This window comes from Pseudomonas sp. R3-18-08 (assembly GCF_003852065.1).
Lineage (GTDB): Bacteria > Pseudomonadota > Gammaproteobacteria > Pseudomonadales > Pseudomonadaceae > Aquipseudomonas.
Genome location: NZ_CP027729.1, coordinates 3541454 through 3566291 on the forward strand (window position 1 = coordinate 3541454; position 24838 = coordinate 3566291).

The window sequence follows — 24838 nt, forward strand, 5'->3', positions numbered from 1 at the left end:
TTAACCCCTTCGATGGTTCATGCAGTATCCCGATTCACACTAACGGAGTGCCGGCTTATTTACTTCACGTAATGGCGCGCATAGCGCTGATCTATATTCGATAACGGCATCAACACAAAGAAGTCAGCCGAATGAAAATCACAGTCCCAGGCCGGTTCGCCACATACCCAGGCACCACCGCGCAAATAACCTTTTAATAAGGGTGGCATGGGCACAGGTTTTTCATCTTTAACGTCATGAAGTGCAAAGGGTATATGAGGGGTAACACGGTATTCAGACGGCGCGAATTGTTTGGGTTTAATTGCACGATAAATGGCCGACGCTTGGTAACCGCCATCGGCCAAACTGACGCTGGCGCACCCCATTAAATAATCACATCCTTTACGTTGCATGTAGGCTATCAAGCCCGACCACAGCATCATGATCACGCTGCCGCTGCGGTAGTCAGGGTGCACGCAGGCATGCCCCACTTCGGTAATACGTGCGCGCAAATGATCCAATCGGCTCAGGTCGAACTCCTTCTCCGAGTAGTATCCCAGGTGTCGGGCTGCCGTAGGACTCATTAAACGATAGGTACCGACCACACAGCCAGTCGTGATGTCCCGTACTATAAGATGGTCACAATAATCATCAAACTCATCGGCATTCAAACCCTGCGCGTTCATAAGTGCCGTCGCCTGAAAAGTTTCATTGAACACTTTATAACGAAGGGCTTGTACTTCTCGCAGTTGCTCTGACGTACTGGCGAGGCCGACGATCAACTTACCGCCATGTGGCGGCAAGCCTGAACCCGCGTCTCTGGTTTCTGTAAGCATTTGCATATAGTTTCCCTTCTTACAACGACAGTAATAAACAAAACATTAGCTGCCCTGCTTGAGGGGAGACTGTAAGGAAACTCTGAAACCTCGGGTTAATTCGGCAAGACTATAATCAAAGCGAAAGTCAACATTTTGACCGCCAGTCAGTTCCGACAGTGTTTAGGGTGTTGCTTGGAAAATGGCTGCACACCCTTCGGCGATTGCTGTAAATTCATCGACCGCGTTTCGCGGCCCGGTTAAACTCCGAGCGCACAACGCCCGCACCTGGGTAGCGGGCGTTTTTTACGCCTGATGTAAAATGTGCAATCGATGCCAAGCGATGGATCGCATTCGTGCCGCCCATTTTGCCACCTTCCAGGAATCGAGCGATGAGCAACGCCTACACCCCCGCCACCGCCGCAGCCGACGTCGAAACCACCCTCGCCTGGCTCGGCGGGCGCTGGAAGCTGATCATCCTGTTCCACTTGTTCGGTGGCCAGGTACAGCGCTATTCCGACCTGGAGCGGCTGATCCCGGATATCTCGCAGAAGATGCTCGCCCAACAACTGCGCCAGCTCGAAGCCGACGGCCTGGTGCACCGCACGGTCTACCCGGTAGTCCCGCCCAAGGTCGAATACCGCATGACCGAATGGGGCCAGAGCCTGTGCCCGGTGCTCGATGGCCTGCTCAAATGGCAGGCGGTCAAGCCGGCGATTTAGACCGTGGGCACGGTACCGCCGTCGATCACGTACTCGGTACCGCTGATTGTAGTGACCGCGCAACCCGCAGCGGTCGAACTCATACCAGAATTTCCAATACAGCGATCCTGTCGCCTTCCAGGCCGAAGACATACCGCAAGTCCAGCGGGCTTCCAGGAAAGTCGCCGACCAGATGGCTGGTGACCACGGTTTTGTCGCCCTGTACTTCACAGGCGAAGGGTTCGCTGATGTAGGTGTACTTGTCGGCGGTGCCGTCCTTCCAGGCCTGGATAGCTGGCAACCCAATATAAGTATGGCCCTCATCCTTCACCACCGCGTCGGCGGTGAAACATTCGCTGAAATCGCCTGTTTTGGCGGCGTCGGCGGCAAAGTAACGGGCGATGGCTGGGGCAAGCGCGAGGGTCATGGTGGGTATTCCTGAGGATTGGATAGGACCCCAGCATAGAAAACCGGCGCGGCTCGCCACAAGAACGCACGAAAAGGTAATGGGCTTACTGCAAAGTAAGTATGAAGCCGGCCCAAGCATCAAAGCCTGCTCAAACAATTGGTTTGTTGATCGTTCCCACGCTCTGCGTGGGAATGCCGCCTGGGGCGCTGCGCGTCCCCATGCGTACGGGTGACGCAGAGCGTCACGGGATGCATTCCCACGCGGAGCTTGGGAACGATCGCCCCGAACCAGTCGGGGCGTTTATCAACGGTCAGGCCTGATCAGCCAACCGCCAAGTAGTCCCACCCTTCCCGTCTTCCAACACCACACCCATCGCGGTCAGTTGGTCGCGGATACGGTCGGATTCCGCCCAGTCTTTATTAGTACGAGCCGCCAGACGCGCCTGGATCAACGCATCCACCTCAGCCGCATCCACACGCCCTTCGGCGCCGGCTTGCAGGAAGTCATCAGCCTCCATCTGCAACACGCCCAGCACGCTCGCCAGTTCTTTCAGACGAGCCGCCAAACCCGCCGCCGCGTCGACATCAGTCTCACGCAAGCGGTTGATCTCACGCACCATCTCGAACAGCACCGCACAGGCTTCCGGCGTGCCGAAGTCGTCGTTCATCACTTCGGTAAACCGTGCCACAAACGCTTCGCCGCCGGCGGGGGCCACGGCAGGCAAGCCTTTCAACGCATGGTAGAACCGCTCCAAGGCGCCCTTGGCGTCCTTGAGGTTGTCTTCCGAGTAGTTGATGGCGCTGCGGTAGTGGCTGGACACCAGCAAATAACGCACAACCTCCGGGTGGTACTTTTCCAGCACGTCGCGGATGGTGAAGAAGTTGTTCAAGGACTTGGACATCTTCTCGCCATTGATGCGGATCATGCCGCAGTGCATCCAGGCATTGGCGTAAGTCTTGCCGGTGGCCGCTTCGCTCTGGGCGATTTCGTTTTCGTGGTGCGGGAACTCCAGGTCGCTGCCGCCGCCATGAATGTCGAAGGTCTCGCCCAGGCAGCAGGTGGACATCACCGAGCATTCGATGTGCCAGCCCGGACGCCCGGCGCCCCACGGCGACACCCAGCTCGGCTCGCCGGGCTTGGTGGCTTTCCACAGCACGAAGTCGAGCGGGTCCTGCTTGGCCTCGTCGACTTCGATGCGCGCGCCGATGCGCAGGTCTTCGATTTTCTTGCGCGACAGCTTGCCGTAGCCCATGAACTTGGCGACGCGGTAGTACACGTCGCCGTTGCCCGGGGCGTAGGCGTAACCCTTGTCGATCAGGGTCTGGATCATCGCGTGCATGCCAGGGATGTGGTCCGTGGCGCGCGGTTCCATGTCCGGCTTGAGGATATTGAGGCGCGCCTCGTCCTCATGCATGGCGGCGATCATGCGCTCGGTCAGCGCGTCGAACGCCTCGCCGTTTTCATTGGCGCGGTTGATGATCTTGTCGTCGATGTCGGTGATGTTGCGCACATAGGTCAAGTCGTAGCCGCTGAAACGCAACCAGCGGGTCACCAGGTCGAAGGCAACCATGCTGCGGCCGTGGCCGATGTGGCAGTAGTCGTACACGGTCATGCCGCACACGTACATGCGCACCTTGTTGCCATCCAGCGGCTTGAAGACTTCTTTGGTCTTGCTGAGTGTGTTGTAGATCGTTAGCACAACGGCTTCCTTAGAGAATCACTGGCCCCACGAATCACGCAAGGTCACGGTACGGTTGAATACCGGATGACCAGGTTTGGAGTCCTTGATATCCGCGCAGAAGTAACCTTCGCGCTCGAACTGGAACCGGTCTTCCGGCTGTGCGTCGCCAAGCGATGGCTCGGCGCGACAACCCGTGAGGACTTGCAGCGAATCTGGGTTGATGTTGTCGAGGAAGCTTGCGCTGTCTTCGGCTTTCTCAGGGTTCGGCGAACGGAACAGCCGATCGTACAGGCGCACTTCGCATTCGATGCTGGCAGCGGCCGGGACCCAGTGGACCACGCCCTTGACCTTGCGGCCTTCGGGGTTCTTGCCCAGGGTGTTCGGGTCGTACGAGCAGCGCAGTTCGACGATGTTGCCATCGGCGTCCTTGATGGTTTCATCGGCACGGATCACGTAGCTGCCGCGCAGGCGCACTTCGCCGTTGGGTTCCAGGCGCTTGTAGCCCTTTGGCGGCTCTTCCATGAAGTCATCACGGTCGATGTAGATTTCACGGGCGAACGGCAACTTGCGCACGCCCAGCTCTTCTTTCTGCGGATGACGCGGCAGTTCGAGGTTTTCGACCTGGTCTTGCGGATAGTTGGTGATCACGACCTTCAACGGACGCAACACGCACATGGCACGCGGGGCATTGGCGTCGAGGTCCTGGCGGATGCTGAACTCGAGCATGCCGAAGTCAACCACACCGTCGGAACGGTTGGTGCCGACCATCTCGCAGAAATTGCGGATCGACGCCGGGGTGTAGCCGCGACGGCGGAAGCCCGACAACGTCGACATGCGCGGGTCGTCCCAGCCAAATACGTGCTTTTCATCCACCAGTTGCTTGAGCTTGCGCTTGCTGGTGATGGTGTAGTTCAGGTTCAGGCGGCTGAACTCGTACTGGCGCGGCTGTGCCGGCACCGGCAGGTTGCCCAGGAACCACTCGTACAGCGGACGGTGGCTTTCGAACTCCAGGGTGCAGATGGAGTGAGTGATGCCTTCGATGGCGTCCGACTGACCGTGGGTGAAGTCATAGTTGGGATAGATGCACCACTTGTCACCGGTCTGGTGGTGGTGGGCATGGCGGATGCGGTACATGATCGGGTCGCGCAGGTTCATGTTCGGCGAGGCCATGTCGATCTTGGCGCGCAGCACGCGGGCGCCGTCCGGGAACTCACCGGCGCGCATGCGGGCAAACCAGTCGAGGTTCTCTTCTACCGAACGGTCGCGGAACGGGCTGTTCTTGCCCGGCTCGGTCAGGGTGCCGCGGTATTCCTTGGCCTGCTCCGGGCTCAGGTCGTCGACGTAGGCCTTGCCGGCCTTGATCAGCTCGACGGCCCAGTCGTGCAACTGGTCGAAATATTGCGAGGCATAGCGCACTTCACCAGACCATTGGAAACCCAGCCACTTCACGTCGCTTTCGATGGCGTCGATGTATTCCTGGTCTTCCTTGGCCGGGTTGGTGTCGTCGAAACGCAGGTGCGTGACGCCGCCGAATTCCTGGGCCAGGCCGAAGTTCACACAGATCGACTTGGCGTGACCGATGTGCAGGTAGCCGTTGGGCTCTGGCGGGAAACGGGTGACGATCTGCGTGTGCTTGCCCGAATCCAGGTCCGCCTGGATGATCGGGCGCAGGAAATTGACCGGGACGGCAGGTCCGGCCTTGGAATTCGAGGTAGGGTCGACAGTGGGCTTGCTCATAGGATCCTTGAACAGACAGGTTCGTGGCCGGGTGAGGCCAGATAAAACAAAGGGCTTATCATAGCCGAACCTGTCAACCGCCTGACAGAGCGCGGTCAAAAACTGCTGCTTTAATTGCCTTGGCGGTAAAAAACCACCTCGAAATTCCTGCAGGGCACGCTAAACTGCGCGACTTGGCCGCCGTTTAGCCAGGCAGGTAAAGCGTTTATTCGCCCAACCCCACGAATTCCCTGAAAAGAGTAGTGAACATGACTCAAGTCAAACTGACCACCAACCACGGTGACATCGTCATCGAGCTGAACGCCGAGAAAGCGCCGATCACCGTCGCCAACTTCATCGAGTACGTCAAAGCCGGCCACTACGAAAACACCGTTTTCCACCGTGTCATCGGCAACTTCATGATCCAGGGCGGCGGTTTCGAGCCCGGCATGAAAGAGAAGAAAGACAAGCGTCCAAGCATCCAGAACGAAGCGGACAACGGCCTTTCCAACGACAAGTACACCGTCGCCATGGCCCGTACCATGGAGCCGCATTCGGCCTCCGCGCAGTTCTTCATCAACGTGGCCGACAACGCCTTCCTCAACCACAGCGGCAAGAACGTGCAGGGTTGGGGTTACGCGGTGTTCGGTAAAGTCACCGCAGGCACCGACGTTGTCGACAAGATCAAAGGCGTGTCCACCACCTCCAAGGCCGGCCACCAGGACGTTCCAGCCGAAGACGTGATCGTCGAGAAAGCCGAGATCATCGAAGCGTGATATTGCTGATTTCAGATTTGCATCTGGAAGAGGAGCGCCCGGACATCACCCGGGCGTTTCTGGATCTGCTCCACGGCCGCGCCCGTGGCGCCCAGGCGTTGTACATTCTGGGCGACTTCTTCGAAGCCTGGATTGGCGACGATGGGATGACACCGTTCCAACGCTCGATCTGCGCCGCACTGCGCGAACTGAGCGACAGCGGCACCCCGATTTTCATCATGCACGGCAACCGCGATTTCCTGATCGGCAAGGCGTTCTGCAAAGCGGCAGGCGCAACGCTGCTCAAGGACCCGAGTGTCGTGCAGCTCGCCGGCGAACCCGTGCTGCTGATGCACGGCGACAGCCTTTGCACCCGCGACCTCGGCTATATGAAGCTGCGGCGCATTCTGCGCAACCCGCTGGTGCTGTTCATCCTGCGCCACCTGCCCCTGCGCACCCGCCACCGGCTGGCGCGCAAGCTGCGCAGTGAAAGCAGCGCCCAGGTACGGATGAAGGCCAACGACATTGTCGACGTCACGCCGGAAGAAGTGCCACGGGTCATGCAACACTTTGGCGTGCGCACCCTCGTTCACGGCCACACCCACCGCCCCGCCATTCATAAGCTGCAGATTGGTGACCAGGCGGCCAGGCGCATTGTGCTGGGGGATTGGGACAAGCAAGGGTGGGCGTTGCAGGTGGATGAGCAAGGCTTTCAACTGGCGGCGTTTGACTTCGTCAATCCGCAGTTGGCATTGCCTGGCGCATGATCCTCAAACACCACTGATCCCATGTGAACAGAGATCAAAATGTGGGAGGGGGCTTGCTCCCGATAGCAGTGAGTCAGTCAGCCAATCTGTAACTGACCCACCGCAATCGGGAGCAAGCCCCCTCCCACATTGGCTTGCATTTCACTCTTGAAGGTCAGTGCCCGGACGCCTCCGGCCCGGCCTTGGCGCCAAATGGCGGCTTAGCCAGCCACACCAACAGCATCAACCCCACGAAGACCCACCCCATCAACGTAAAATAATCCACGGTAGACATCATGTACGCCTGGCTGGTGAGAATCTGGTCCAGTTGCGCATAGGCCTTGTGCCCTGCCCCACCCAGCGCCTGCACGGCATCGCGCGTGGTCGAGTCATAGACGGTCATGTTCTCGCTCATGTAGGCATGGTGCTGGTCGGCGCGGCGAATCCAGATCCAGGTGGTGAGCGACGCCGCGAAGCTGCCGCCCAGGGTCCGCAGGAAGGTCGCCAGACCGGCGCCGTCGGCAATCTGCTGCGGCGGCAGGTCGGACATCAGGATGCTCAAGGTCGGCATGAAGAACAGCGCCACGCCGATACCCATGAACAACTGCACCAGGGCGATGTGCTGGAAATCCACCTCGTTGGTGAAGCTCGCACGCATGAAACAGCTCAAGCCCATCGCCAGGAATGACAGCCCCGCCAGCAGACGCAGGTCGAACTTGTGCGCGTACTTGCCCACGAACGGCGACATCAGCACCGGCAGAATACCGATCGGCGCCACCGCCAAGCCGGCCCAGGTGGCGGTGTAGCCCATCTGGGTCTGCAGCCATTGCGGCAGGATCAGGTTGATGCCGAAGAAACCCGCATAGCCGCCGACCAACACAATGGTGCCGATACGGAAGTTGCGGTAGGCAAACAAGCGCAGGTTGACCACCGGGTGCTTGTCGGTCATTTCCCAGATGACGAACACCGCCAGGGCGATCACCGAAATGGCCGCACCGATGATGATGAAATTGGACTCGAACCAATCCAGGTCATTGCCCTTGTCGAGGATGATCTGCAAGGCGCCGACCCCGACGATCAGGCTGAGCAGCCCGACGTAATCCATCGGTTGGTGGCTGGTCTGCACCGGGCGTTTCTTGAGCTGCGCACGCACCACCATCACCGCAAAGATGCCGATGGGCACGTTGATGAAGAAGATCCACGGCCAACTGTAGCTGTCGGTGATCCAGCCGCCGAGGATCGGCCCGGCAATCGGCGCCACCACCGTGACCATCGCCAGCAGTGCCAGGGCCATGCCGCGCTTGGCCGGCGGGTACACCGCAATCAGCAAGGTTTGCGTCATCGGGTACAGCGGCCCGGCGACCAGGCCCTGCAGCACGCGAAAGCCGATCAACTCGGGCATCGAGGTGGAAATACCGCACAGGAACGACGCCAGCACGAACAGGATAGTCGCCCACAGAAACAGCTTCACTTCGCCGAAGCGCCGGCTCAACCAGCCGGTGAGCGGCAAGGCAATGGCGTTGCTCACCGCAAACGAGGTAATGACCCAGGTGCCCTGCTCCGAACTCACGCCCAGGTTGCCGGAAATGGTCGGCAACGCCACGTTGGCGATGGTGGTGTCGAGCACCTGCATGAAGGTCGCCAGCGACAGCCCGATAGTGGCCATTACCAGGCTGGGCGGCGTGAACGAGGCGTTATTGCTCATCAGCGTTGCGCAGCCTTGGGAGCGGCGACGCTGTTGTCATGGATCAACTGGTTGATCATGGCATCGGCTTCGGCCAATTGGCGGTCATACACGTTGGTGGTGAACGAGGCCTTCTGCGGCGCCTGTTGCGCCAGCACCGGGCCGCTCTGGTCATGCAGGTCCACGTTGACCACGGTACTCAAGCCGACCCGCAACGGGTGCTTGGCCAGCTCTTCGGCGTTGATATGGATGCGCACCGGCACCCGCTGCACGATCTTGATCCAGTTGCCGGTGGCGTTCTGCGCGGGCAACAAGGCAAACGCGCTGCCCGTGCCGGCGCCCAGGCTGTCGACGGTGCCGCTGTACTTCACATCGCTGCCGTAAATGTCCGATTCGATATCCACCGGCTGGCCGATGCGCATATCACGCAGCTGGGTTTCCTTGAAGTTGGCATCGATCCACAGCTGGTCCAGCGGAATCACCGCCATCAGCGCGGTACCCGGTTGCACGCGCTGGCCCAGTTGCACGGTGCGCTTGGCCACATAGCCGGTGACCGGGGCAATCAAGGTGCTGCGGGCGTTGGCCAGGTAAGCCTGGCGCAGTTGCGCGGCGGCGGCCTGCACATCCGGGTGGGACGAAATCACCGTGTCATCCACCAGGGCATTGCTGGTTTTGAGTTGCTGCTCAAGGTTGGTCAAGGCGTTCTTGGCGGCGGTCAGGCTGTCACGGGCGTGGGACAGCTCCTCCTGGGAGATCGCCCCGCCCTGGGCCAGGGTCTTACGCCGGTTGTAGTTGTCCTGGGCGGTCTGCACGTCCGCTTTCTGCGCGTTGACCTGGGCTTTCATCCCATCGACATTGCTGTACAAGCCGCGGACCTGGCGCACGGTGCGGGCCAGGTTGGCCTGGGCACTTTGCAGGCCGACGGCGGCGTCGTTGGGATCGAAGTTGACCAACACCTGGCCTTCGTGGACCAGGTCGCCATCATCGGCGCCGATGCTGACCACCGTGCCGGTGACCAGCGGGGTGATTTCCACCACGTTGCCATTCACGTAGGCGTCATCGGTGCTTTCGTTGAAGCGCCCGTAGAGCTCGTACCAGGCCCAGACGCCGACGACACCGAGGATGACGATCAGCGCCAGGCCGATCAGCATGACTTTGCGTTTGCGCGGGTTGTTGTCTTTGGTTTGTTCGGGTGCAGTGTTGCTGTCGGCAGTGGCCATGACAAATACCTCAAATTATTCCGTGCGGTTGGCTGGGGTGGTCGCGGCCACGTTGCTGGCGTTGAACCCACCACCCAGTGCCTGCATCAATTGAATCGACAGATCGATCTGCGCAGCATTCAAGGTCGCCAACTGACGCTGGGCCTGCAGCAATTGCTGCTCGATGCTGAGCACATCCAGATAGTTACCGATGCCGGAGCTGTAGCGTTGCACCCCGGTGTCATAAGACTGCTGGGCGATATCGGCGGCGTGTTGCTGCGCCTGGATCTGCCGCCCGGTATCGCGCAGTTGCGACAAGGTGCTGCCGATGTCGCCCAGGGCTTGCACCAGGGTTTTGTTGTACTGGGCCACGGCCAGGTCGTAATCGGCGTCGCGGGCGTCGAGGTCGGCGCGCAGGCGGCCACCGTCGAAGATCGGCAGCGATATCGTCGGCGCGATATTGAAGAAGCGGCTGGCCGAACCGAACATGGCGTCGCCCAACAACGATTCGGCGCCGGCGCTCGCGCTCAGGTTGAGGTTGGGGTAGAAACGGGTCTTGCTGGCGGCGATGTCCTTGCTCGCAGCTTCCACCCGCCAGCGCGCGGCGACCAGGTCCGGGCGCCGGCCAAGCAGCTCGGCGGGCAACACCGACGGCACGGCGACCGCCGTGGGTTTCAATACATTCGGGCGCGCCAGTTCGTTGCCACGGTCCGGGCCTTTACCGAGCAGCACGGCCAGGGCGATCTTGGCGCTTTGCAGTTGTTTTTCCGCATCGATCAACTGCGACTGGGAGCTGGCTTCCAGGCTTTCGGTTTGCTGGTATTGGTATTCGCTGTCGATGCCGGAACTCAGGCGACGCTTGCTCAGGTCGAGCATCTGGCGGGTGCGCTTGAGGTCGTCGGCAGCCAGGTCACGCACGATATGCGCCTGGCCCAGATCGCTGTAGGCCTTGGCCACGTTGGCGGCCAGGGTCAGGCGCGCGGCCTGCTGGTCGACTTCGGCGGCGCGAGCCTGGCCAAGGGCGGCTTCCCAGGCGGCGCGCTGGCCGCCCCACAGGTCGAAGTTGTAATTGAAGCTGGCGCCGATGTTGCGCACCGTCGAATAGGCATCGCCCTCCCCGCGCGGGTCCTGGTCCTTGGCCAGCCGCGAACGGCTGACACCGGCGCTGGCATCCAGGGTAGGCATGCGCGCGGCGTTGGCGGCATAGGCCGCAGCTTCGGCCTGGTGCGCACGGGCACTGGCGACCTGCATATCGGGGCTGTATTGCAGGGCTTCCTGGATCAGGCCGTCGAGCTGTGGGTCGCCGAGGCTTTTCCACCAGTCGGCGGCCGGCCAGGCGGCGCTGGACAGGCTGACACCGCTCAGGGATTTGCCGGTTTGCAAGCTATTGGCGTCGAGGCGTTTGCCTTGGGTGTCAAGGCCGCTGTAGTTGGCACAACCGGCCAACGTCATCGCCATCAGCACCAGGCTGAATGCGCGTGTGTTCATCATTGTCCTACCCGCTGAAGGGTGATGGGATCACCCGCAGCTATCAGAATTTTCTTGAGGATCCGCTCCAGGGTTTCCAGCTCGCCCGCCTCAAGCACACCGGCCAGTTGGTTGAGGGCCTGGGCACCGATCTGCGGCAGCATGTCTGCCAGGCGCTGGCCGTCGGCGGTGAGCACCAACTGCACCTGGCGGCGGTCCAGGTCGGAACGCTTGCGACTGAGCAGCTTTTTCTGCTCCAGCCGGTCGAGCATGCGCGTCATCGAGCCGCTGTCCAGGGACAGGTTGCGACACAGCTCGGCCGGCGTGTCGACGCCGAACTGGGCCATGATGATCAACACCTTGAACTGCGCGGCGGTAATGCCGTGAGGTTCCATATGGGTGTCGATGATGCGGTCCTTGAGGATCGCAGCGCGGCCCAGCAACAGCCCGAGGTGGCAGTTGTGGAAGTTTTCAGGGGTGAAATGCGGCATCGGAAGTCACCTTATTACTGCCTAGGCAGTGAATGTGTGACGAGATATTACTGCTTAGGCAGCGAATGTCAAATGGAATAGTTAGGTTGCTTGGTAATCACATGAAAACTTGAGTGAAATACATACCAATGTGGGAGGGGGCTTGCTCCCGATAGCGGTGGGTCAGGTACAGATTAGCTGCCTGACACACTGCTATCGGGAGCAAGCCCCCTCCCACATTTTTGACCGCGTGATGCTTAGAAATCGCGCTTGTAGAAGATGTCCAGCGAACTGGCCACCCCAGTTGCGACTTCCAGGTACACCTTCTTGCTCAGCAGGTAGCGCAGCGCGATGGTATTGGCCGGTTCGAACACCCCAACCCCGTAACGCAGGCTGAGTTTTTCGTTGATCTTGCCGCTGGCCACCACCGCCGTGCTGTTGCCGCTGCCTTGGGTATCCAGGTCGAAATCCTGGATGCCCAACTTGGTGGCGATGTCCGAGGTCACCCCGGCGCTGCCCATCAGGCCCAGGCCCAGGGCGGCTTCGGCGAGCATGTTGTTGTCTTCACCGTTGTTGGTACGCGAACGCCCCAGCACCAGGTAGGACAGCGCGTCTTCCTGGGCCATGGCGGGCTCGGAGAAGATCTGCGTGGTCGGCTGCTCGGCACTGCCGCTCAACCGAATGCCGGCGGTGACCGTGCGGGAAGACTCGGTGGTCACGCGTACCGCCTCGATATCCAGGAACGGCTGATCCAACGGCCCGGCGAACAACAGGCGCGCACGGCGCACATTCAGGCGCTGGCCGTAGGCCCGGTAACGGCCATCGTTGAGCCACAGTTCGCCACGGGTGTCCATGTTGTCGCCGATATGCACATGGCCTTGCACTTTGGCGGTGAGGCCGAAGCCGGCGAAGTTGAGTTGGTCTTCGCCCACTTCCACGTCGATATCCATGGCCATCGCCATCGGCGGCTTGCCCTCTTCGGTCTGGCTGCCGACGATCACCGTGTCATCGGACACCTTGACCGTCGACGGCGGCAGCTCGCGCACGGTGATATCGCCGCGCGGGATGTGCACCTTGCCGGCAATCGCCAGCTTGTCGTCCTTGAGGCTGATCTTCAGGTCGGGCGCCACTTCCAGTACGGCATAGGGCTCGACCGTCACCGGCAGTTGCGAACCCTTGAGGCTCAGGTCCACCACCAGGGCGCGGCCCCAGTCGATCTGGCCCTTGAGGCTGCCCTGCCCGGCCTTGCCACTGCGCCAGGCGCCATTGAGCTGTACGCTTTCGCCGGCAATCAGCGCCTGCACGTTCAGGCCTTCCAGGCTCACCGGCAGTTCAGGCCCGGAGATTTCGCCATCGACAAGATTCACGCTGCCGTTGACCTGGGGTGCGAGCAAGCCGCCGGAAATACGCCCGTTGCCATTGAGCTTGCCGCTGAGTTTTTCCACCATCGGCACGAACGGCCGTGCCACCGCCAGGTCCAGCCCGGTGAGGCTGAAATTGCCGGTGATCGGCTTGTTGGCCGGCAGCGGATTGATCTGCGCCTGCAACAGCAACTCGCCGAGCTTGCCGCCACGGAAGTTCAACTGAGTGTCGATGCGCTTGGGGTTGAGGGTGGTTTCCAGCTTGAGGGTGTCGTACGGGAAATCCAGCCACTGATTCTTGTCCTTGACGCGCAGGGTGCCGCCACCGGCGTCCACCGACACCACGCCTTTGGGGCCGCTGGCCGGCAGATCGAGTTGCACGTCGGCATTGAGCCTGCCCTGCCAGGCGAAGTCTTTGGGCAAAAAGGCCGCGAGGCTGTCGAGGGGGAATTGCTTGAGGTGGTAACGCAGCTTCGGCTCGGGCATCAGGCGCTGGTCTTCGCCGCACAGGCTGGCGCCACCGGACACCCAGCAATGGGCGGCAAAGGTCAGCTTGCCATCGGCCAGGCGCTCGATTTTCGCCGGGGCTTGCAGCCTCCAGTCCTGGCCACCCGCTTGCACGTCACCACTGGCCAGGCGCCCGCGCCAGTTGCCTTTATCGAGGTTGCCGTCCAGGGCCAGGGCCAGCTTGAGCAAAGGACCGGCCAGGTCCAGCTGGACCTTCTGGCTCTTGATATCACCCTGGGCGCTGGCGGTGAGCGTACCGACCTGGGTCTCGCCGCTCTGGATGCCGCTGCCCTTGAGGTCGATCCTGGCGCGCTGGGCGCTGTCCAGTGTCGCGTCGAGGCTGAGGTTTTGCAGGCGATTGTCGGCCAATGCCAGTTGCTGGCCCTTGAGGTTGAGCTTGCCTTGCGGCGCTTTCAGAGTGCCGTTGACATCGACGCGGCCGTTAATCTGCCCACGCAGTTGCGGCCAGAGCTGGGCCAGGCGGGCCAGCTTGATGTCGATCTGCCCGGCCAGGCGTTGCTGCAGGCTGCCGCTGCCGTTGATGCGGTTGTCGCCCAGGCGGATGTCCAGGTTGGCGAGGGTCCATTGTTCGCCCGCGCCTTCGGCCTTGGCGGCCAGCACGGCGGTTTGCCCGCGCAGATGGCCCTTGAGGTCAAGGTCGGCGTTAAGCTTGAGTTGCCCGTTGTTGAATTCGCCCTTGCTGCGCAGCGGCCCGGCCAGGGTACCGGGCAATTCGGCGACCCAATAGGCCGGGTTCAACGCGGTCAAATCCAACGCGGTGTCCCAGGCGATGCCGTCCGCGAACTGTACGTTCAAACGCCCTTCGGCCTTGCCCTGGCCGGCTGTCAACTTGAGCTCGGGCAGGAAGATTTGCTTGAGGTCACCACTGAACGGTGTAACCACGTTGAACTTGCCCGCCGGGCCGTCGAGATCGGCCTTGAGGTTGCCCAGGTAGTTGCCGTCTTTATAGGAAACTTCACCGTTGAAGGTGCGCAAGGTCACCTGCGGTTCGTCGATCAGCGGGTACAAACGATGCCAGGGGAAGTCCAGCCAGGCGACCTTGGCATCGGCGCTGAAACCTTGTTGCCAGTCCAGATTGGCGCTGAGCTTGAGGCTTTGCTGGTCGCCGGCTGTCAGGTCCAGGCCGGCGATCTGTGCGCCCTTGGCGTCGACCTTGCCTTGCAGCAGCAGGTCCACCGGGCCTTTTTCCGCCGGTAGCAGCGCTTTGCCCAACAGTTGGTAACCGTTTTTCAGGTCGCCCTTGGCGCTCAGGTCCAATTGATTGAGTTGCAGGGTGTCGGGCAGGTCGGCGCTGGGTTTGAAGGCGTCTGCGGTGATGCGCAATTGCGCCGGCAGATTGTCCACCAGCGGCTGCAACTCGCCACTGAGCTTGGCCGGCAGATAGCCGCTGCTGTCGGCGTCGAGCTTGAGTGTCTTGAGCAAGTCGCCATCGACCTTGAGGGCCACCATCCACGGTGCGCCGCCCGGCGCGTAAGGCAGGCTGAGATTACCGCTGGCCGTCAAAGGCCAGTCGCCGACAGGTTGCAGCAGGCCGGCGAGGTCCAGCACCAAGCCGTCCCGTTGCAGGTGCACGGCGTCGATCTGCATACCTGCGGAGGTCCAGTGCGCCGCCAGTTGCAGGCCCTTGAGTTCTTCACTGCCGTTGAACAACAGGCTACCGACGCGAACGTCGCCCAACTGGATGGCCAGCGGCAGCTTCAGGTCGGGCAACGCGATGGGCCCGCTGCTGCTCGCTTCGGCGCTTGGGGGAAATTGCAGGCTGACCCGCTCCACATCCAGGCGATCGATACACAGAGTCATACGCAACAGGCAGTCCGGCGACCACTCAAACGTGGGCGCATCAAGCTCGACGCGGCTGCTGTCTTGCTGCCATAGCAGGTGATCGGCGCTCCACTGTCCGCCCAGGCGCCCCTGGAAGTTTTCCAGGCTCAAACCCGGCACCTGGCCCAGTGCCCAGCGACTGCCCGCCTGGGTTCCGAGTACCGACCACAGCGCCAACACCGCCACCGCGAGGATGGCCATCAGGACCAGCCCGGCTATTTTCAAACCACGCATCACAGCTCAGGCCCCATGGAAAAGTGCAATCGAATGCCGCCCGGGTCTTCCAGGGCATGGGCCAGGTCGAGGCGGATCGGGCCAACCGGCGAAACCCAGCGCACGCCCACACCGACACCGGTTTTCAGGCTGGGCATTTCCAGGGTATTGAACGAGTTGCCCTGGTCGATAAAGGTAGCGATCCGCCATTTGTCGGCGATGGAATATTGATACTCGGCACTCAGCGCCACCATATAGCGGCCGCCGATGCGGTCACCGCGATCGTTCTCCGGTGACAGGGTCTGGTATTCATAGCCGCGCACGCTTTGGTCGCCACCGGCAAAGAAGCGCAGCGAAGGCGGCACCGACTTATAGCCGTTGGTGGCACTGCCGCCCACTTGCGCGCGGCCCAGGAACCGATGGTTATCCCACAAGGTGGTCAAGCCCTTGATCGTGGCGGTGCCGTACAGCAGATTGGTGTCGGAACCGAGCCCTTCCTTGGCGACCTTGCTGTCGAACATCAGGCGATAACCGTTGTGCGGATCGATGCGGTTGTCGCTGCGCAGGTAGGAGTAGCTGATCCCCGGCATCACCAGGTTGCTCAGGCCCGAGTCATTGCCCAGGCGGTATTCTTCGCGCTGGTATTTGAGCGAGATAACCCGTGTCCAGCCGCTGGGCAATTTACTGTGCCATTCGGGCCCGACGGTGAGCAGCTTGCTCAGGGTGTCGGTGTTGGCCAGCTCTTCATTCTGGTAACCGCCGGCGAAGCGCAGTTTGTCGGTGAGCGGTGGGTCGAGCGGAACGTCATACCACAGGCCGACGTTCTGGCGTGGCGCCGAAAGCTCGGCCTCCCAGCCATAACTGTGGCCCTGGGGATTGACCCAGTGGCGCGTCCAGTTGGCCTTGCCGCGCGGGCCGACGTCCGTCGAGAAACCCAGGCCCAGGCCCATCGTGCGTGGCTTGCGCGTGTCCAGTTGCACGGCCACCGGAATCACGTCGTTGGTCGAGGCCGTGGGGCTGGCGTCCACGCGCACGCTGTCGAAGAAGCCACTGCCTTGCAGGTTCTGGTTGAGTTCGGCGATCAGTTCGGAGTCGTAAGGGGTGCCACTTTCAAAGGGCACCATGCGTTGCAGCAGTTCTTCATCGAATGGAGTGTCGCCGCTAAAGCTGACCTTGCCCATGCTGTAGCGCGGGCCGCTGTCGTAAACCAGCTCGATATCGGCGACGCCCGCCTGGGGATCGACGGAGAGTGTCTGACGCGTAAAGCGCCCGCTGAAAAAGCCGTAGCGCGATGCCTGGTTCTGGATCAGACGCTTGGCATCATCGTAATGGCCGTGGTTGAGCACCGCGCCGGGCTTGAGATCGTCACTGGCGGGCACGCGAAAGCCCTTGAGGCTCGCCGCCGGGCCGTCGACCCGCAGGGTGACGTTGCGCAAATGCACGGGCTCGCCGGGGTCGATGGTGAGGATCAGGCGCGGGTTCTTGCCGCCCTGCACATCGCTGGCGATCTGTGGCTGATAGAAGCCCAGGGCCTGGGCCGCTTTGCGCGCCTGCTCCTCGGCGCCACGGCTGAACCGCAGCAGCGCTTCTTCATCACGATCGCCCACGCCGCCGATGTAGCCTTCGATGTTGGCTTTCAGCGCGTCGTTAGAGGGCTTGATCCGCACGTCCAATTCGCTTTGCGCCCATGCGCCGCAGCTTGTGAACAGCAGGATCAAGCCGCTGGTAAATCTTCCTGGAAACTTCATAGGCGCGGATGCTACACGAGCGAGAGAGGAACTTTGAACCCGGATTTGTCTGAATAATTCTGTCTCAAGTCGCTGCAGCACTTAACGGCTGGGGGTTGGGATGGAAAAACACATGCTCCAGCACAGGTCCTACGGCAATTTCACCGATTTCCTCATAGCCCTGGCGCTTATAGAACTCCAGGTAACGGGAATTGCCCGTGTCGAGCACCACGCCCGATGAATGCGGGTCTTCGGCGCACCAATTGTGAACCGCTTCAAGCAATTGTTCGCCGTAGTGGTGGCCCTGCAACTGCGGGTGAATGCCCAGCAATGGCAACACATGCACCGACTCGGTGGGCAGGCACGCCAGGACGGCCTGATGGTATTCAAGGTAACGCCGCGTGCCGCGTACCCCGGTGCTCAGCCACATGCGGATTTGCCAGGCCCAGCTCTCGGTGATGCCCAGGCGCCGTTGCGGCGGGGCGATCAGGGCAACGCCGACCAGACGGTCGTTGACGAACAGGCCAATGGCCGGAAGCTTCTGGAAGAAATGTTGCTTGACCAGCTCGCGCACGGTGGCGCGTACCCGCTGTTCATAACCGGGGCGCTCGGCTTCGAAGATGTAGGCGAAGGTCGGTTCGTGACGGTAGGCCTGGTACAGCAGGGAACGCGCTTCGCGGGAATAGCCGCTATTGAGCACACGGATTTCGGCAGCGGCCGTCGAAGTATCAGGCATAACAGTCAATCTCCTGGGCGCCACTCAAAAAGGTGGCGTTCTTATGGGTACGAACCTGCGCAGCGCCAGTCGTTCCCAGACATTAGCAGCGCATTCGTCCTACCGCCACGCTGGCCGCAGTCCGACTTGTCGGCTAGCATCGCCCTTTTGCCAGACTGGACTGCCGACCATGAAAATCGTCTCCTTCAACATCAACGGGCTGCGCGCCCGCCCTCATCAGCTGGCGGCGCTGATTGAAAAGCATCAACCGGATGTGATCGGCCTGCAGGAAACCAAGGTCCACGATGACCAGTTCCCGCTGGCCGAAGTCCAGGCGCTGGGCTATCACGTTTATTACCATGGCCAGAAAGGCCATTACGGCGTGGCCCTGCTCTCGCGCAAAGAGGCGTTGAGCCTGCACAAAGGTTTTGCCAGCGATGAAGAAGACGCCCAGCGCCGTTTCATCTGGGGCACCTTCGCCGACGAGAACGGGCACCCGGTCACTGTCATGAACGGCTACTTCCCCCAAGGCGAAAGCCGCGACCACCCGACCAAATTCCCGGCCAAGCAGCGCTTCTACGAAGACCTGCAACAGCTGTTGGAAAGCCAGTTCAGCAACGATCAGGCCCTGGTGGTGATGGGCGACGTGAATATTTCCCCGCAGGACTGCGACATCGGCATCGGCGCCGACAATGCCAAACGCTGGCTGAAAACCGGCAAGTGCAGCTTCCTGCCGGAAGAGCGCGAATGGATGGCCCGCCTGAAAAACTGGGGCCTGGTGGACAGCTTCCGGCACTTGAATCCTGAGGTGACCGACCGCTTCAGCTGGTTCGATTACCGCAGCCGTGGCTTTGAGGATGAGCCCAAGCGTGGGCTGCGCATCGACGTGATCATGGCGTCCACCGGCCTGGTGCCTCGGCTCAAGGACGCGGGAGTGGATTACGATTTGCGCGCGTTGGAAAAACCGTCGGACCATGCGCCGATCTGGTTGGAGCTGAGCTGATTCCGCTGACTCTACCCGGTCAATGTGGGAGGGGGCTTGCTCCCGATAGTGGTGTGTCAGTCAGCTGATCTGTAGCTGATACACCGCCATCGGGAGCAAGCCCCCTCTTATCAAACTTAAAATAACTCGCTGATTTTAAAGGATTAATTTTTCAGTTAAAAACTGAAATTTCACATTCAAAGATCGTTCCCACGCTCCTGCGTGGGATTGCAGCCCGTGACGCTCCGCGTCACCTGTGCGCAATCGCCGAAACTTGCAGCGCTTGGCGGGACGCGGAGCGTCCCAGGAGGCATTCCCACGCAGAGCGCGGGAACGATCACCTCAGCGCCAAGAATATTTGTAGGCGCCCCCAGTTTGCTGCGCGACAGCGCTACGTCGAAGAGGTAGTGGGGCCTCCCACATTTTGACTTGTGGCGTGACGGTCACATTACTGCAATCCCACTGACTTAATCTCGCGGCACTCCCTTTGGCTGACGAAGGTGTCGGCATGCTGCTGCGCGTTCTATTACTGCTGGCCCTTTTCCCTTTCTTCGCGGTGTCCGCCCCGCTGCCCCTGCCTGATCAAGGCCCGGCATTGCGTATCCAGGGCTCCAACACCATTGGCGCGGGTTTGGTCCCGGCATTGGTCAGGGGCTTGATGGAGCAGCAGGGTTTGCAAGGTGTGCACAGCGAACCCGCCGAGAGCGCCAATGAACAGCGTGTGATCGGCAAAACCCGTGAGGGCAAGACCGTGAGGGTCGACGTCGCCGCCCATGGTTCCAGCACCGGGTTTGCCGCGCTGAAAAACCACAGCGCCGACCTGGCCGCCTCGTCCCGCCCGATCAAGGACAGCGAACGGCTAGACCTCGCGCCCCTCGGCGACCTGAAAAGCCCCACCGCCGAACACGTGATTGCCATTGATGGCCTTGCGATCATCCTTAACCCGCGTAATCCGCTGAACAGCCTCAACACCGAGCAACTGGCGCAGATTTTCAATGGCGAGATCAGCACCTGGGAAACGCTCGGCGGCAGTGGCGCAGCTATTCATCTGTACGCGCGGGACGATCAGTCCGGCACCTATGACACCTTCAAGGAGCTGGTGCTGAACCGACGCGGAAAACCGCTGGCCGCGTCAGCCCAGCGTTTCGAGTCCAGTGAAGCGCTGTCCGATGCGGTCAGCCAGGACCCCCAAGGCATCGGTTTTATCGGCCTGCCCTACGTGCGCCAAGCCAAGGCCGTGGCGATTGTCGATGGCGACTCGCAACCGATGCCGGCGCTGAACAGCTTGATCGCCACCGAGGATTACCCGCTGTCACGGCGCCTGTACTTTTATCTGCCGCCGGCGACGCGTAATCCTTGGGCCAAAGCCTTGGTGGACTTTGCCCAGAGCGATCAGGGCCAGGCGATCGTGGCGGCCAACGGCTTTGTCGCCCAGCACGTGCAGGCGATTGGCGTAGCCCCACGGGCCTCGATGCCCGAGGCGTATCAGGCGATTGCGCGCAGCGCCCAGCGTTTGACGGTAAATTTCCGTTTCGAGGAAGGCAGCGCCAGCCTGGACAACAAGGCGCGCCAGGATGTGCAGCGGGTGGTGGCGTATCTGCAAAGCCACGGCAAACTGCACAAGCAAGTGACGCTGGTGGGCTTTGGCGATGCCAAGAATGATCCGCAGCGGGCGGCCCTGCTGTCCAAATTGCGGGCCATGGCGGTGCGCAGGGAGCTGGTGAAAAGCGGCGTGGTACTGCGCGATATTCGCGGGTTTGGCGCGCAGATGCCGGTGGCGGCAAATACTGAGGATGAGGGGCGGATCAAGAATCGGCGGGTGGAGGTTTGGGTGTACTGAGGGCTGTTGGATTTTCAGTGGCTGAACTGGCCTCATCGGGGGCAAGCCCCCTCCCACACTTAGATTTGTGAATACAGTCAAAATGTGGGAGGGGGCTTGCTCCCGATGGCAGGCGACGCGGTGTTACTGCCCGCCGCGCATCAGCTCCTTGGGCACATACTTGCCAATCTCGAACTTGCCGATCGCCGCACGGTGCACTTCGTCCGGGCCGTCGGCCAGGCGCAGGGTGCGTTGCATGGCGTACATATAGGCCAACGGGAAGTCGTTGGAAACGCCGGCGCCGCCGTGAATCTGGATCGCACGGTCGATCACCTTCAGTGCCACGTTCGGCGCGACCACCTTGATCTGGGCGATTTCGCTTTTGGCGACTTTATTCCCCACGGTGTCCATCATGTACGCCGCTTTCAAGGTCAGCAGCCGCGCCATATCAATCTCCATGCGCGAGTCGGCGATCTTGTCGATATTGCCCCCCAGGCGCGCCAGCGGCTTGCCGAACGCGCTGCGGCTGACCGAGCGCTTGCACATCAATTCCAACGCGCGCTCAGCCATGCCGATCGAGCGCATGCAGTGGTGGATACGGCCAGGGCCGAGGCGGCCCTGGGCGATCTCAAACCCACGGCCTTCACCCAGCAGTACGTTTTCGTACGGCACGCGCACGTTGTCGAACAGCACTTCGGCGTGGCCGTGGGGCGCGTCGTCGTAACCGAATACCGGCAGCGGGCGCAGGATTTTTACGCCGGGAGTGTCCACCGGCACCAGAATCATCGAATGCTGCTGGTGGCGTGGCGCATCCGGGTTGCTCAGGCCCATGAAGATCAGGATCTTGCAGCGCGGGTCGCAGGCGCCGGAGGTCCACCACTTCTTGCCGTTGATCACCCATTCATCGCCCTGGCGTTCAGCGCGGGCGGCCATGTTGGTGGCGTCTGAGGAGGCCACGTCCGGTTCGGTCATGGCGAAGGCGGAACGAATCTCACCGCGCAGCAGCGGTTCAAGCCAGCGTTGTTTCTGCTCTTCATTGGCGTAGCGCACCAGCACTTCCATGTTGCCGGTGTCGGGGGCGGAGCAGTTGAACGGTTCCGGACCCAACAGCGAGCGGCCCATGATTTCGGCCAGCGGCGCATATTCGAGGTTGCTCAGGCCGGCGCCCAGCTCGGATTCCGGCAGGAACAGGTTCCACAACCCCTCGGCTTTAGCCTTGGCCTTGAGTTCTTCCATGATCGCGGTGGGCTGCCAGCGGTCACCTTCGCTGACCTGGCGTTCGAACACCGGCTCGGCCGGGTAGACGTAAGCGTCCATGAATGCGCTGACGCGTTCACGCAGTTCCTGAACCTTGGGCGAATAGGCGAAATCCATGAGCAGCTCCCTTCTCTGAGAGGTTGTTTAAGTCATGCAATCGATGCTAGAACAGCGCTGATAATTTACCTAGCCTATTCTCGGCGTGTATTAACATTCATCACCGATATATGATCGGCGTATGAATACCTAACAATAAGAGTGCAACGACATGAATCTGAGCAAGGTCGACCTCAACCTCTTTATCGTCTTCGACGCGATCTATACCGAAGCCAACCTGACCCGCGCCGGGCAGATTGTCGGCATCACCCAGCCGGCGGTGTCCAACGCCCTGGCACGCCTGCGCGAGACCTTCAACGACCCGCTGTTCGTGCGCACCGCCCAGGGCATGGTGCCCACACCGATGGCACAGAACATCATCGGCCCGGTGCGTAATGCGTTGTCGTTGCTGCGGGTTTCAGTGCAGGAAAGCCGGATTTTCAATCCGCAACAGGCGGCCAAGACCTACCGCATCAGCATGACCGACCTGACCGAAGCGGTCATTCTGCCAGCACTGTTCCAGCGCCTGCGCCGCCTGGCGCCGACGGTGGTCATCGAGAGCTTTTTGTCCAAACGCCGCGAAACCACCAAGGAGCTGGCCGCCGGACGCCTGGACTTTGCCGTGGATGCGCCGCTCAACACCGACCCGCAGGTGCGTCATGTCAAGCTGATGGAAGACCGCTACGTATGCGCCATGCGCAAGGGCCATCCGATGGCAGGCAAGGACAAATTCAGCCTGGATGACTACCTGTCCCTGACCCATATCCATATTTCCAGCCGCCGCAACGGCCTGGGCCATGTCGACCTGGCCCTGGGCAAGATGGGCATCCAGCGCAAGATCGCCCTGCGCTCCCAGCACTACCTGATGGCGTCGCAGGTATTGCAGCAGACCGACATGGTCATGACCGTACCTGAACGCTTCGCCCGCCGCCATGAACTGCACTGGTTCAACCTGCCGGTCAATGATGTGCCAGCGGTGGAAACCCACCTGTATTGGCACGAAAGCACCGACCAGGACCCGGCCAACCGCTGGATGCGCGAGCAGATGATCGAGTTGTGCCAGCAGGTAACGGCCCACGAAAAAAAGCTGGATAAACAACAAGCCTGAGGTGAAGGAGTTCCCCTGTGGGAGGGGCTTGCCCCCGATGGGCTGCGCAGCAGTCCTTGACGTTTACGTCAACCTGCAATTAGCTTAGCGCCAAGACCTTCCTGAGCACCGCCATGAGCACCACCTACAGCATCTCCGACCTTGCCCGCGAGCTGGATATCACCACCCGCGCCATTCGCTTCTATGAGGAACAAGGCCTGCTGGCCCCGGAACGTCGGGGCCAGGAGCGTATCTACTCGGCGCGGGACAAGGTCAGCCTCAAGCTGATTCTGCGCGGCAAGCGCATCGGCTTCTCCCTGGCTGAATGCCGCGAGCTGATCGAACTCTATGACCCCACCAGCGGCAACCACATCCAACTCAACAGCATGCTCGCAAAAATCGCTGAACGCCGCGAGCAGCTCGAGCAACAGTTGCTGGATATCGAACAGATGAAGCTGGAACTGGACACCGCCGAAGAGCGCTGCACCCAGGCACTGGCAACTACCATGAGCCAGGCCGGCCATTGATCAGAAGGTAACCGTCATGTCCCTCCCCTTACACGTACGCCTGGTGGAAGTCGGCCCGCGCGACGGTTTGCAGAACGAAGCCCAGCCGATCAGCGTGGCCGACAAGGTGCGGTTGGTGGACGCCTTGAGCGGCGCTGGCTTGAGCTATATCGAGGTCGGCAGTTTCGTGTCGCCCAAATGGGTGCCGCAGATGGCCGGCTCCGCCGAGGTGTTCGCGCAGATCCAGCGCAAGCCTGGCGTGACCTACGGTGCGCTGGCGCCGAACCTGCGCGGCTTTGAAGATGCGCTGGCGGCTGGGGTCAAGGAAGTCGCGGTATTTGCGGCGGCGTCCGAAGCGTTTTCCCAACGCAATATCAACTGCTCCATCAGCGAGAGCCTGGAGCGGTTTGCACCGATCATGGCCGCGGCCCGGCAGCATGGGGTCAGCGTGCGCGGGTATGTGTCGTGTGTGTTGGGTTGCCCCTATGAAGGCGAAATCGCCGCGCAGCAGGTCGCGGCGGTCGCCCGCGAACTCTATGCCATGGGCTGCTATGAAGTGTCCCTGGGCGACACCATCGGCACCGGCACGGCCGGCGCGACACGGCGGCTGTTCGAGGTGGTCGGTGCACAGGTACCGCGTGACAAGCTCGCAGGGCATTTTCATGACACCTACGGCCAGGCGATCGCCAATATCTACGCCAGCCTGCTGGAAGGTATTCAGGTATTCGACAGCTCTATCGCGGGCCTTGGCGGCTGCCCTTATGCCAAGGGCGCGAGCGGTAACGTCGCCACCGAAGATGTGGTGTACCTGCTCAATGGGCTGGGGATCGACACGGGTATCGACCTGGAACGCTTGATTGACGCCGGCCAGCACATCAGCCAGGTGCTGGGACGGGCGAGCGGGTCACGGGTGGCGAAGGCGCGTAACGCCGGTTGAGTAGCACGGATGTGACAATGTGTTACCGCACGCCGACACAGCGGGTAACGAGGGAACAGAATCCGTCGCGTTTTTTGAAAGATATGACGTGCTAAAAAATCAACTGCTTGATTTTAAAGGAATTTAAAAAGTTGGCACGGCTTCTGCTATCTCTACTGCATAACAAA

20 protein-coding genes are annotated in these 24838 nt (G+C 61.1%); 8 read left to right on the plus strand and 12 right to left on the minus strand.

Annotation, left to right across the window (positions count from 1 at the left end):
- Nucleotides 1-59 precede the first annotated feature (59 nt).
- The gene (locus C4J92_RS16200; RefSeq protein ID WP_124404571.1) at nt 60-821 is read right to left on the minus strand and encodes a GNAT family N-acetyltransferase; all 762 of its coding nucleotides are present in this window, start codon (nt 819-821) and stop codon (nt 60-62) included.
- Between the two features lie 365 nt (nt 822-1186).
- On the opposite strand from C4J92_RS16200, the gene C4J92_RS16205 reads away from it, so the two are divergent.
- On the plus strand, nt 1187-1516 hold the full coding sequence (locus C4J92_RS16205; RefSeq protein ID WP_124367459.1) for a helix-turn-helix domain-containing protein: 330 nt from the start codon (nt 1187-1189) through the stop codon (nt 1514-1516).
- 79 nt (nt 1517-1595) lie between these two features.
- Here C4J92_RS16205 and C4J92_RS16210 read toward each other — a convergent pair whose 3' ends face one another.
- The 3 genes from C4J92_RS16210 to C4J92_RS16220 all read right to left on the minus strand — a co-directional run bounded on the left by C4J92_RS16210 (nt 1596) and on the right by C4J92_RS16220 (nt 5322).
- Entirely contained in the window at nt 1596-1922 is a 327-nt protein-coding gene (locus C4J92_RS16210) for a nuclear transport factor 2 family protein (RefSeq protein ID WP_124404572.1), read from the minus strand.
- Nucleotides 1923-2214: 292 nt separating this feature from the next.
- Nucleotides 2215-3603, minus strand: a complete 1389-nt coding sequence (cysS, locus tag C4J92_RS16215; protein ID WP_124404573.1) for a cysteine--tRNA ligase — start codon at nt 3601-3603, stop codon at nt 2215-2217.
- A gap of 18 nt (nt 3604-3621) precedes the next feature.
- Nucleotides 3622-5322: a glutamine--tRNA ligase/YqeY domain fusion protein gene (locus tag C4J92_RS16220; protein WP_124404574.1), complete on the minus strand. Its 1701-nt coding sequence runs from the start codon at nt 5320-5322 to the stop codon at nt 3622-3624.
- Between the two features lie 248 nt (nt 5323-5570).
- On the opposite strand from C4J92_RS16220, the gene C4J92_RS16225 reads away from it, so the two are divergent.
- On the plus strand, nt 5571-6077 hold the full coding sequence (locus C4J92_RS16225; RefSeq protein ID WP_065877469.1) for a peptidylprolyl isomerase: 507 nt from the start codon (nt 5571-5573) through the stop codon (nt 6075-6077).
- Nucleotides 6074-6823 carry a UDP-2,3-diacylglucosamine diphosphatase gene (gene lpxH / locus C4J92_RS16230; RefSeq protein WP_124404575.1) on the plus strand — a complete coding sequence of 250 codons (750 nt, stop codon included), beginning with the start codon at nt 6074-6076 and terminating at the stop codon, nt 6821-6823. The genes C4J92_RS16225 and lpxH overlap by 4 nt, the downstream gene beginning before the upstream one ends.
- 154 nt (nt 6824-6977) lie before the next feature.
- Here lpxH and C4J92_RS16235 read toward each other — a convergent pair whose 3' ends face one another.
- From C4J92_RS16235 to C4J92_RS16265, 7 genes are all read right to left on the minus strand, one after another.
- On the minus strand, nt 6978-8507 hold the full coding sequence (locus C4J92_RS16235; protein ID WP_124404576.1) for a DHA2 family efflux MFS transporter permease subunit: 1530 nt from the start codon (nt 8505-8507) through the stop codon (nt 6978-6980).
- Complete coding sequence (locus C4J92_RS16240) at nt 8507-9706, minus strand: efflux RND transporter periplasmic adaptor subunit (protein ID WP_124404577.1); 1200 nt, start codon at nt 9704-9706, stop codon at nt 8507-8509. Before C4J92_RS16240 ends, C4J92_RS16235 begins: the two co-directional genes overlap by 1 nt.
- 15 nt (nt 9707-9721) lie before the next feature.
- Nucleotides 9722-11173 (minus strand): efflux transporter outer membrane subunit, encoded by a 1452-nt coding sequence (locus tag C4J92_RS16245; protein WP_124404578.1) that lies wholly within the window; start codon nt 11171-11173, stop codon nt 9722-9724.
- Nucleotides 11173-11643, minus strand: a complete 471-nt coding sequence (locus C4J92_RS16250; RefSeq protein ID WP_124371113.1) for a MarR family winged helix-turn-helix transcriptional regulator — start codon at nt 11641-11643, stop codon at nt 11173-11175. The genes C4J92_RS16245 and C4J92_RS16250 overlap by 1 nt, the downstream gene beginning before the upstream one ends.
- Nucleotides 11644-11879: 236 nt before the next feature.
- A complete protein-coding gene (locus tag C4J92_RS16255; protein WP_124404579.1) occupies nt 11880-15566 on the minus strand; it encodes a translocation/assembly module TamB domain-containing protein in 3687 nt (1228 codons plus the stop codon).
- The gene (locus tag C4J92_RS16260) at nt 15566-17293 is read right to left on the minus strand and encodes an autotransporter assembly complex family protein (protein WP_124404580.1); all 1728 of its coding nucleotides are present in this window, start codon (nt 17291-17293) and stop codon (nt 15566-15568) included. Before C4J92_RS16260 ends, C4J92_RS16255 begins: the two co-directional genes overlap by 1 nt.
- A gap of 64 nt (nt 17294-17357) precedes the next feature.
- Nucleotides 17358-18008, minus strand: coding sequence for an N-acetyltransferase (locus C4J92_RS16265; protein ID WP_124404581.1), 651 nt, complete (start codon nt 18006-18008; stop codon nt 17358-17360).
- 169 nt (nt 18009-18177) lie between these two features.
- On the opposite strand from C4J92_RS16265, the gene xthA reads away from it, so the two are divergent.
- Both xthA and C4J92_RS16275 read left to right on the plus strand, forming a co-directional pair.
- Nucleotides 18178-18990, plus strand: coding sequence for an exodeoxyribonuclease III (xthA, locus tag C4J92_RS16270; RefSeq protein ID WP_124363347.1), 813 nt, complete (start codon nt 18178-18180; stop codon nt 18988-18990).
- 487 nt (nt 18991-19477) lie between these two features.
- Nucleotides 19478-20809 (plus strand): substrate-binding domain-containing protein, encoded by a 1332-nt coding sequence (locus C4J92_RS16275; protein WP_124404582.1) that lies wholly within the window; start codon nt 19478-19480, stop codon nt 20807-20809.
- A 123-nt stretch (nt 20810-20932) separates the two neighbouring features.
- Here the strand turns inward: C4J92_RS16275 and C4J92_RS16280 are convergent, their stop codons facing one another.
- Nucleotides 20933-22162, minus strand: a complete 1230-nt coding sequence (locus C4J92_RS16280; RefSeq protein ID WP_124404583.1) for an acyl-CoA dehydrogenase — start codon at nt 22160-22162, stop codon at nt 20933-20935.
- A 151-nt stretch (nt 22163-22313) separates the two neighbouring features.
- On the opposite strand from C4J92_RS16280, the gene C4J92_RS16285 reads away from it, so the two are divergent.
- From C4J92_RS16285 to C4J92_RS16295, 3 genes are all read left to right on the plus strand, one after another.
- Complete coding sequence (locus C4J92_RS16285) at nt 22314-23249, plus strand: LysR family transcriptional regulator (protein WP_124404584.1); 936 nt, start codon at nt 22314-22316, stop codon at nt 23247-23249.
- A 113-nt stretch (nt 23250-23362) separates the two neighbouring features.
- Nucleotides 23363-23755, plus strand: coding sequence for a MerR family DNA-binding transcriptional regulator (locus C4J92_RS16290; RefSeq protein ID WP_124363351.1), 393 nt, complete (start codon nt 23363-23365; stop codon nt 23753-23755).
- Nucleotides 23756-23771: 16 nt separating this feature from the next.
- The gene (locus C4J92_RS16295; RefSeq protein WP_124404585.1) at nt 23772-24671 is read left to right on the plus strand and encodes a hydroxymethylglutaryl-CoA lyase; all 900 of its coding nucleotides are present in this window, start codon (nt 23772-23774) and stop codon (nt 24669-24671) included.
- Nucleotides 24672-24838: the final 167 nt, after the last annotated feature.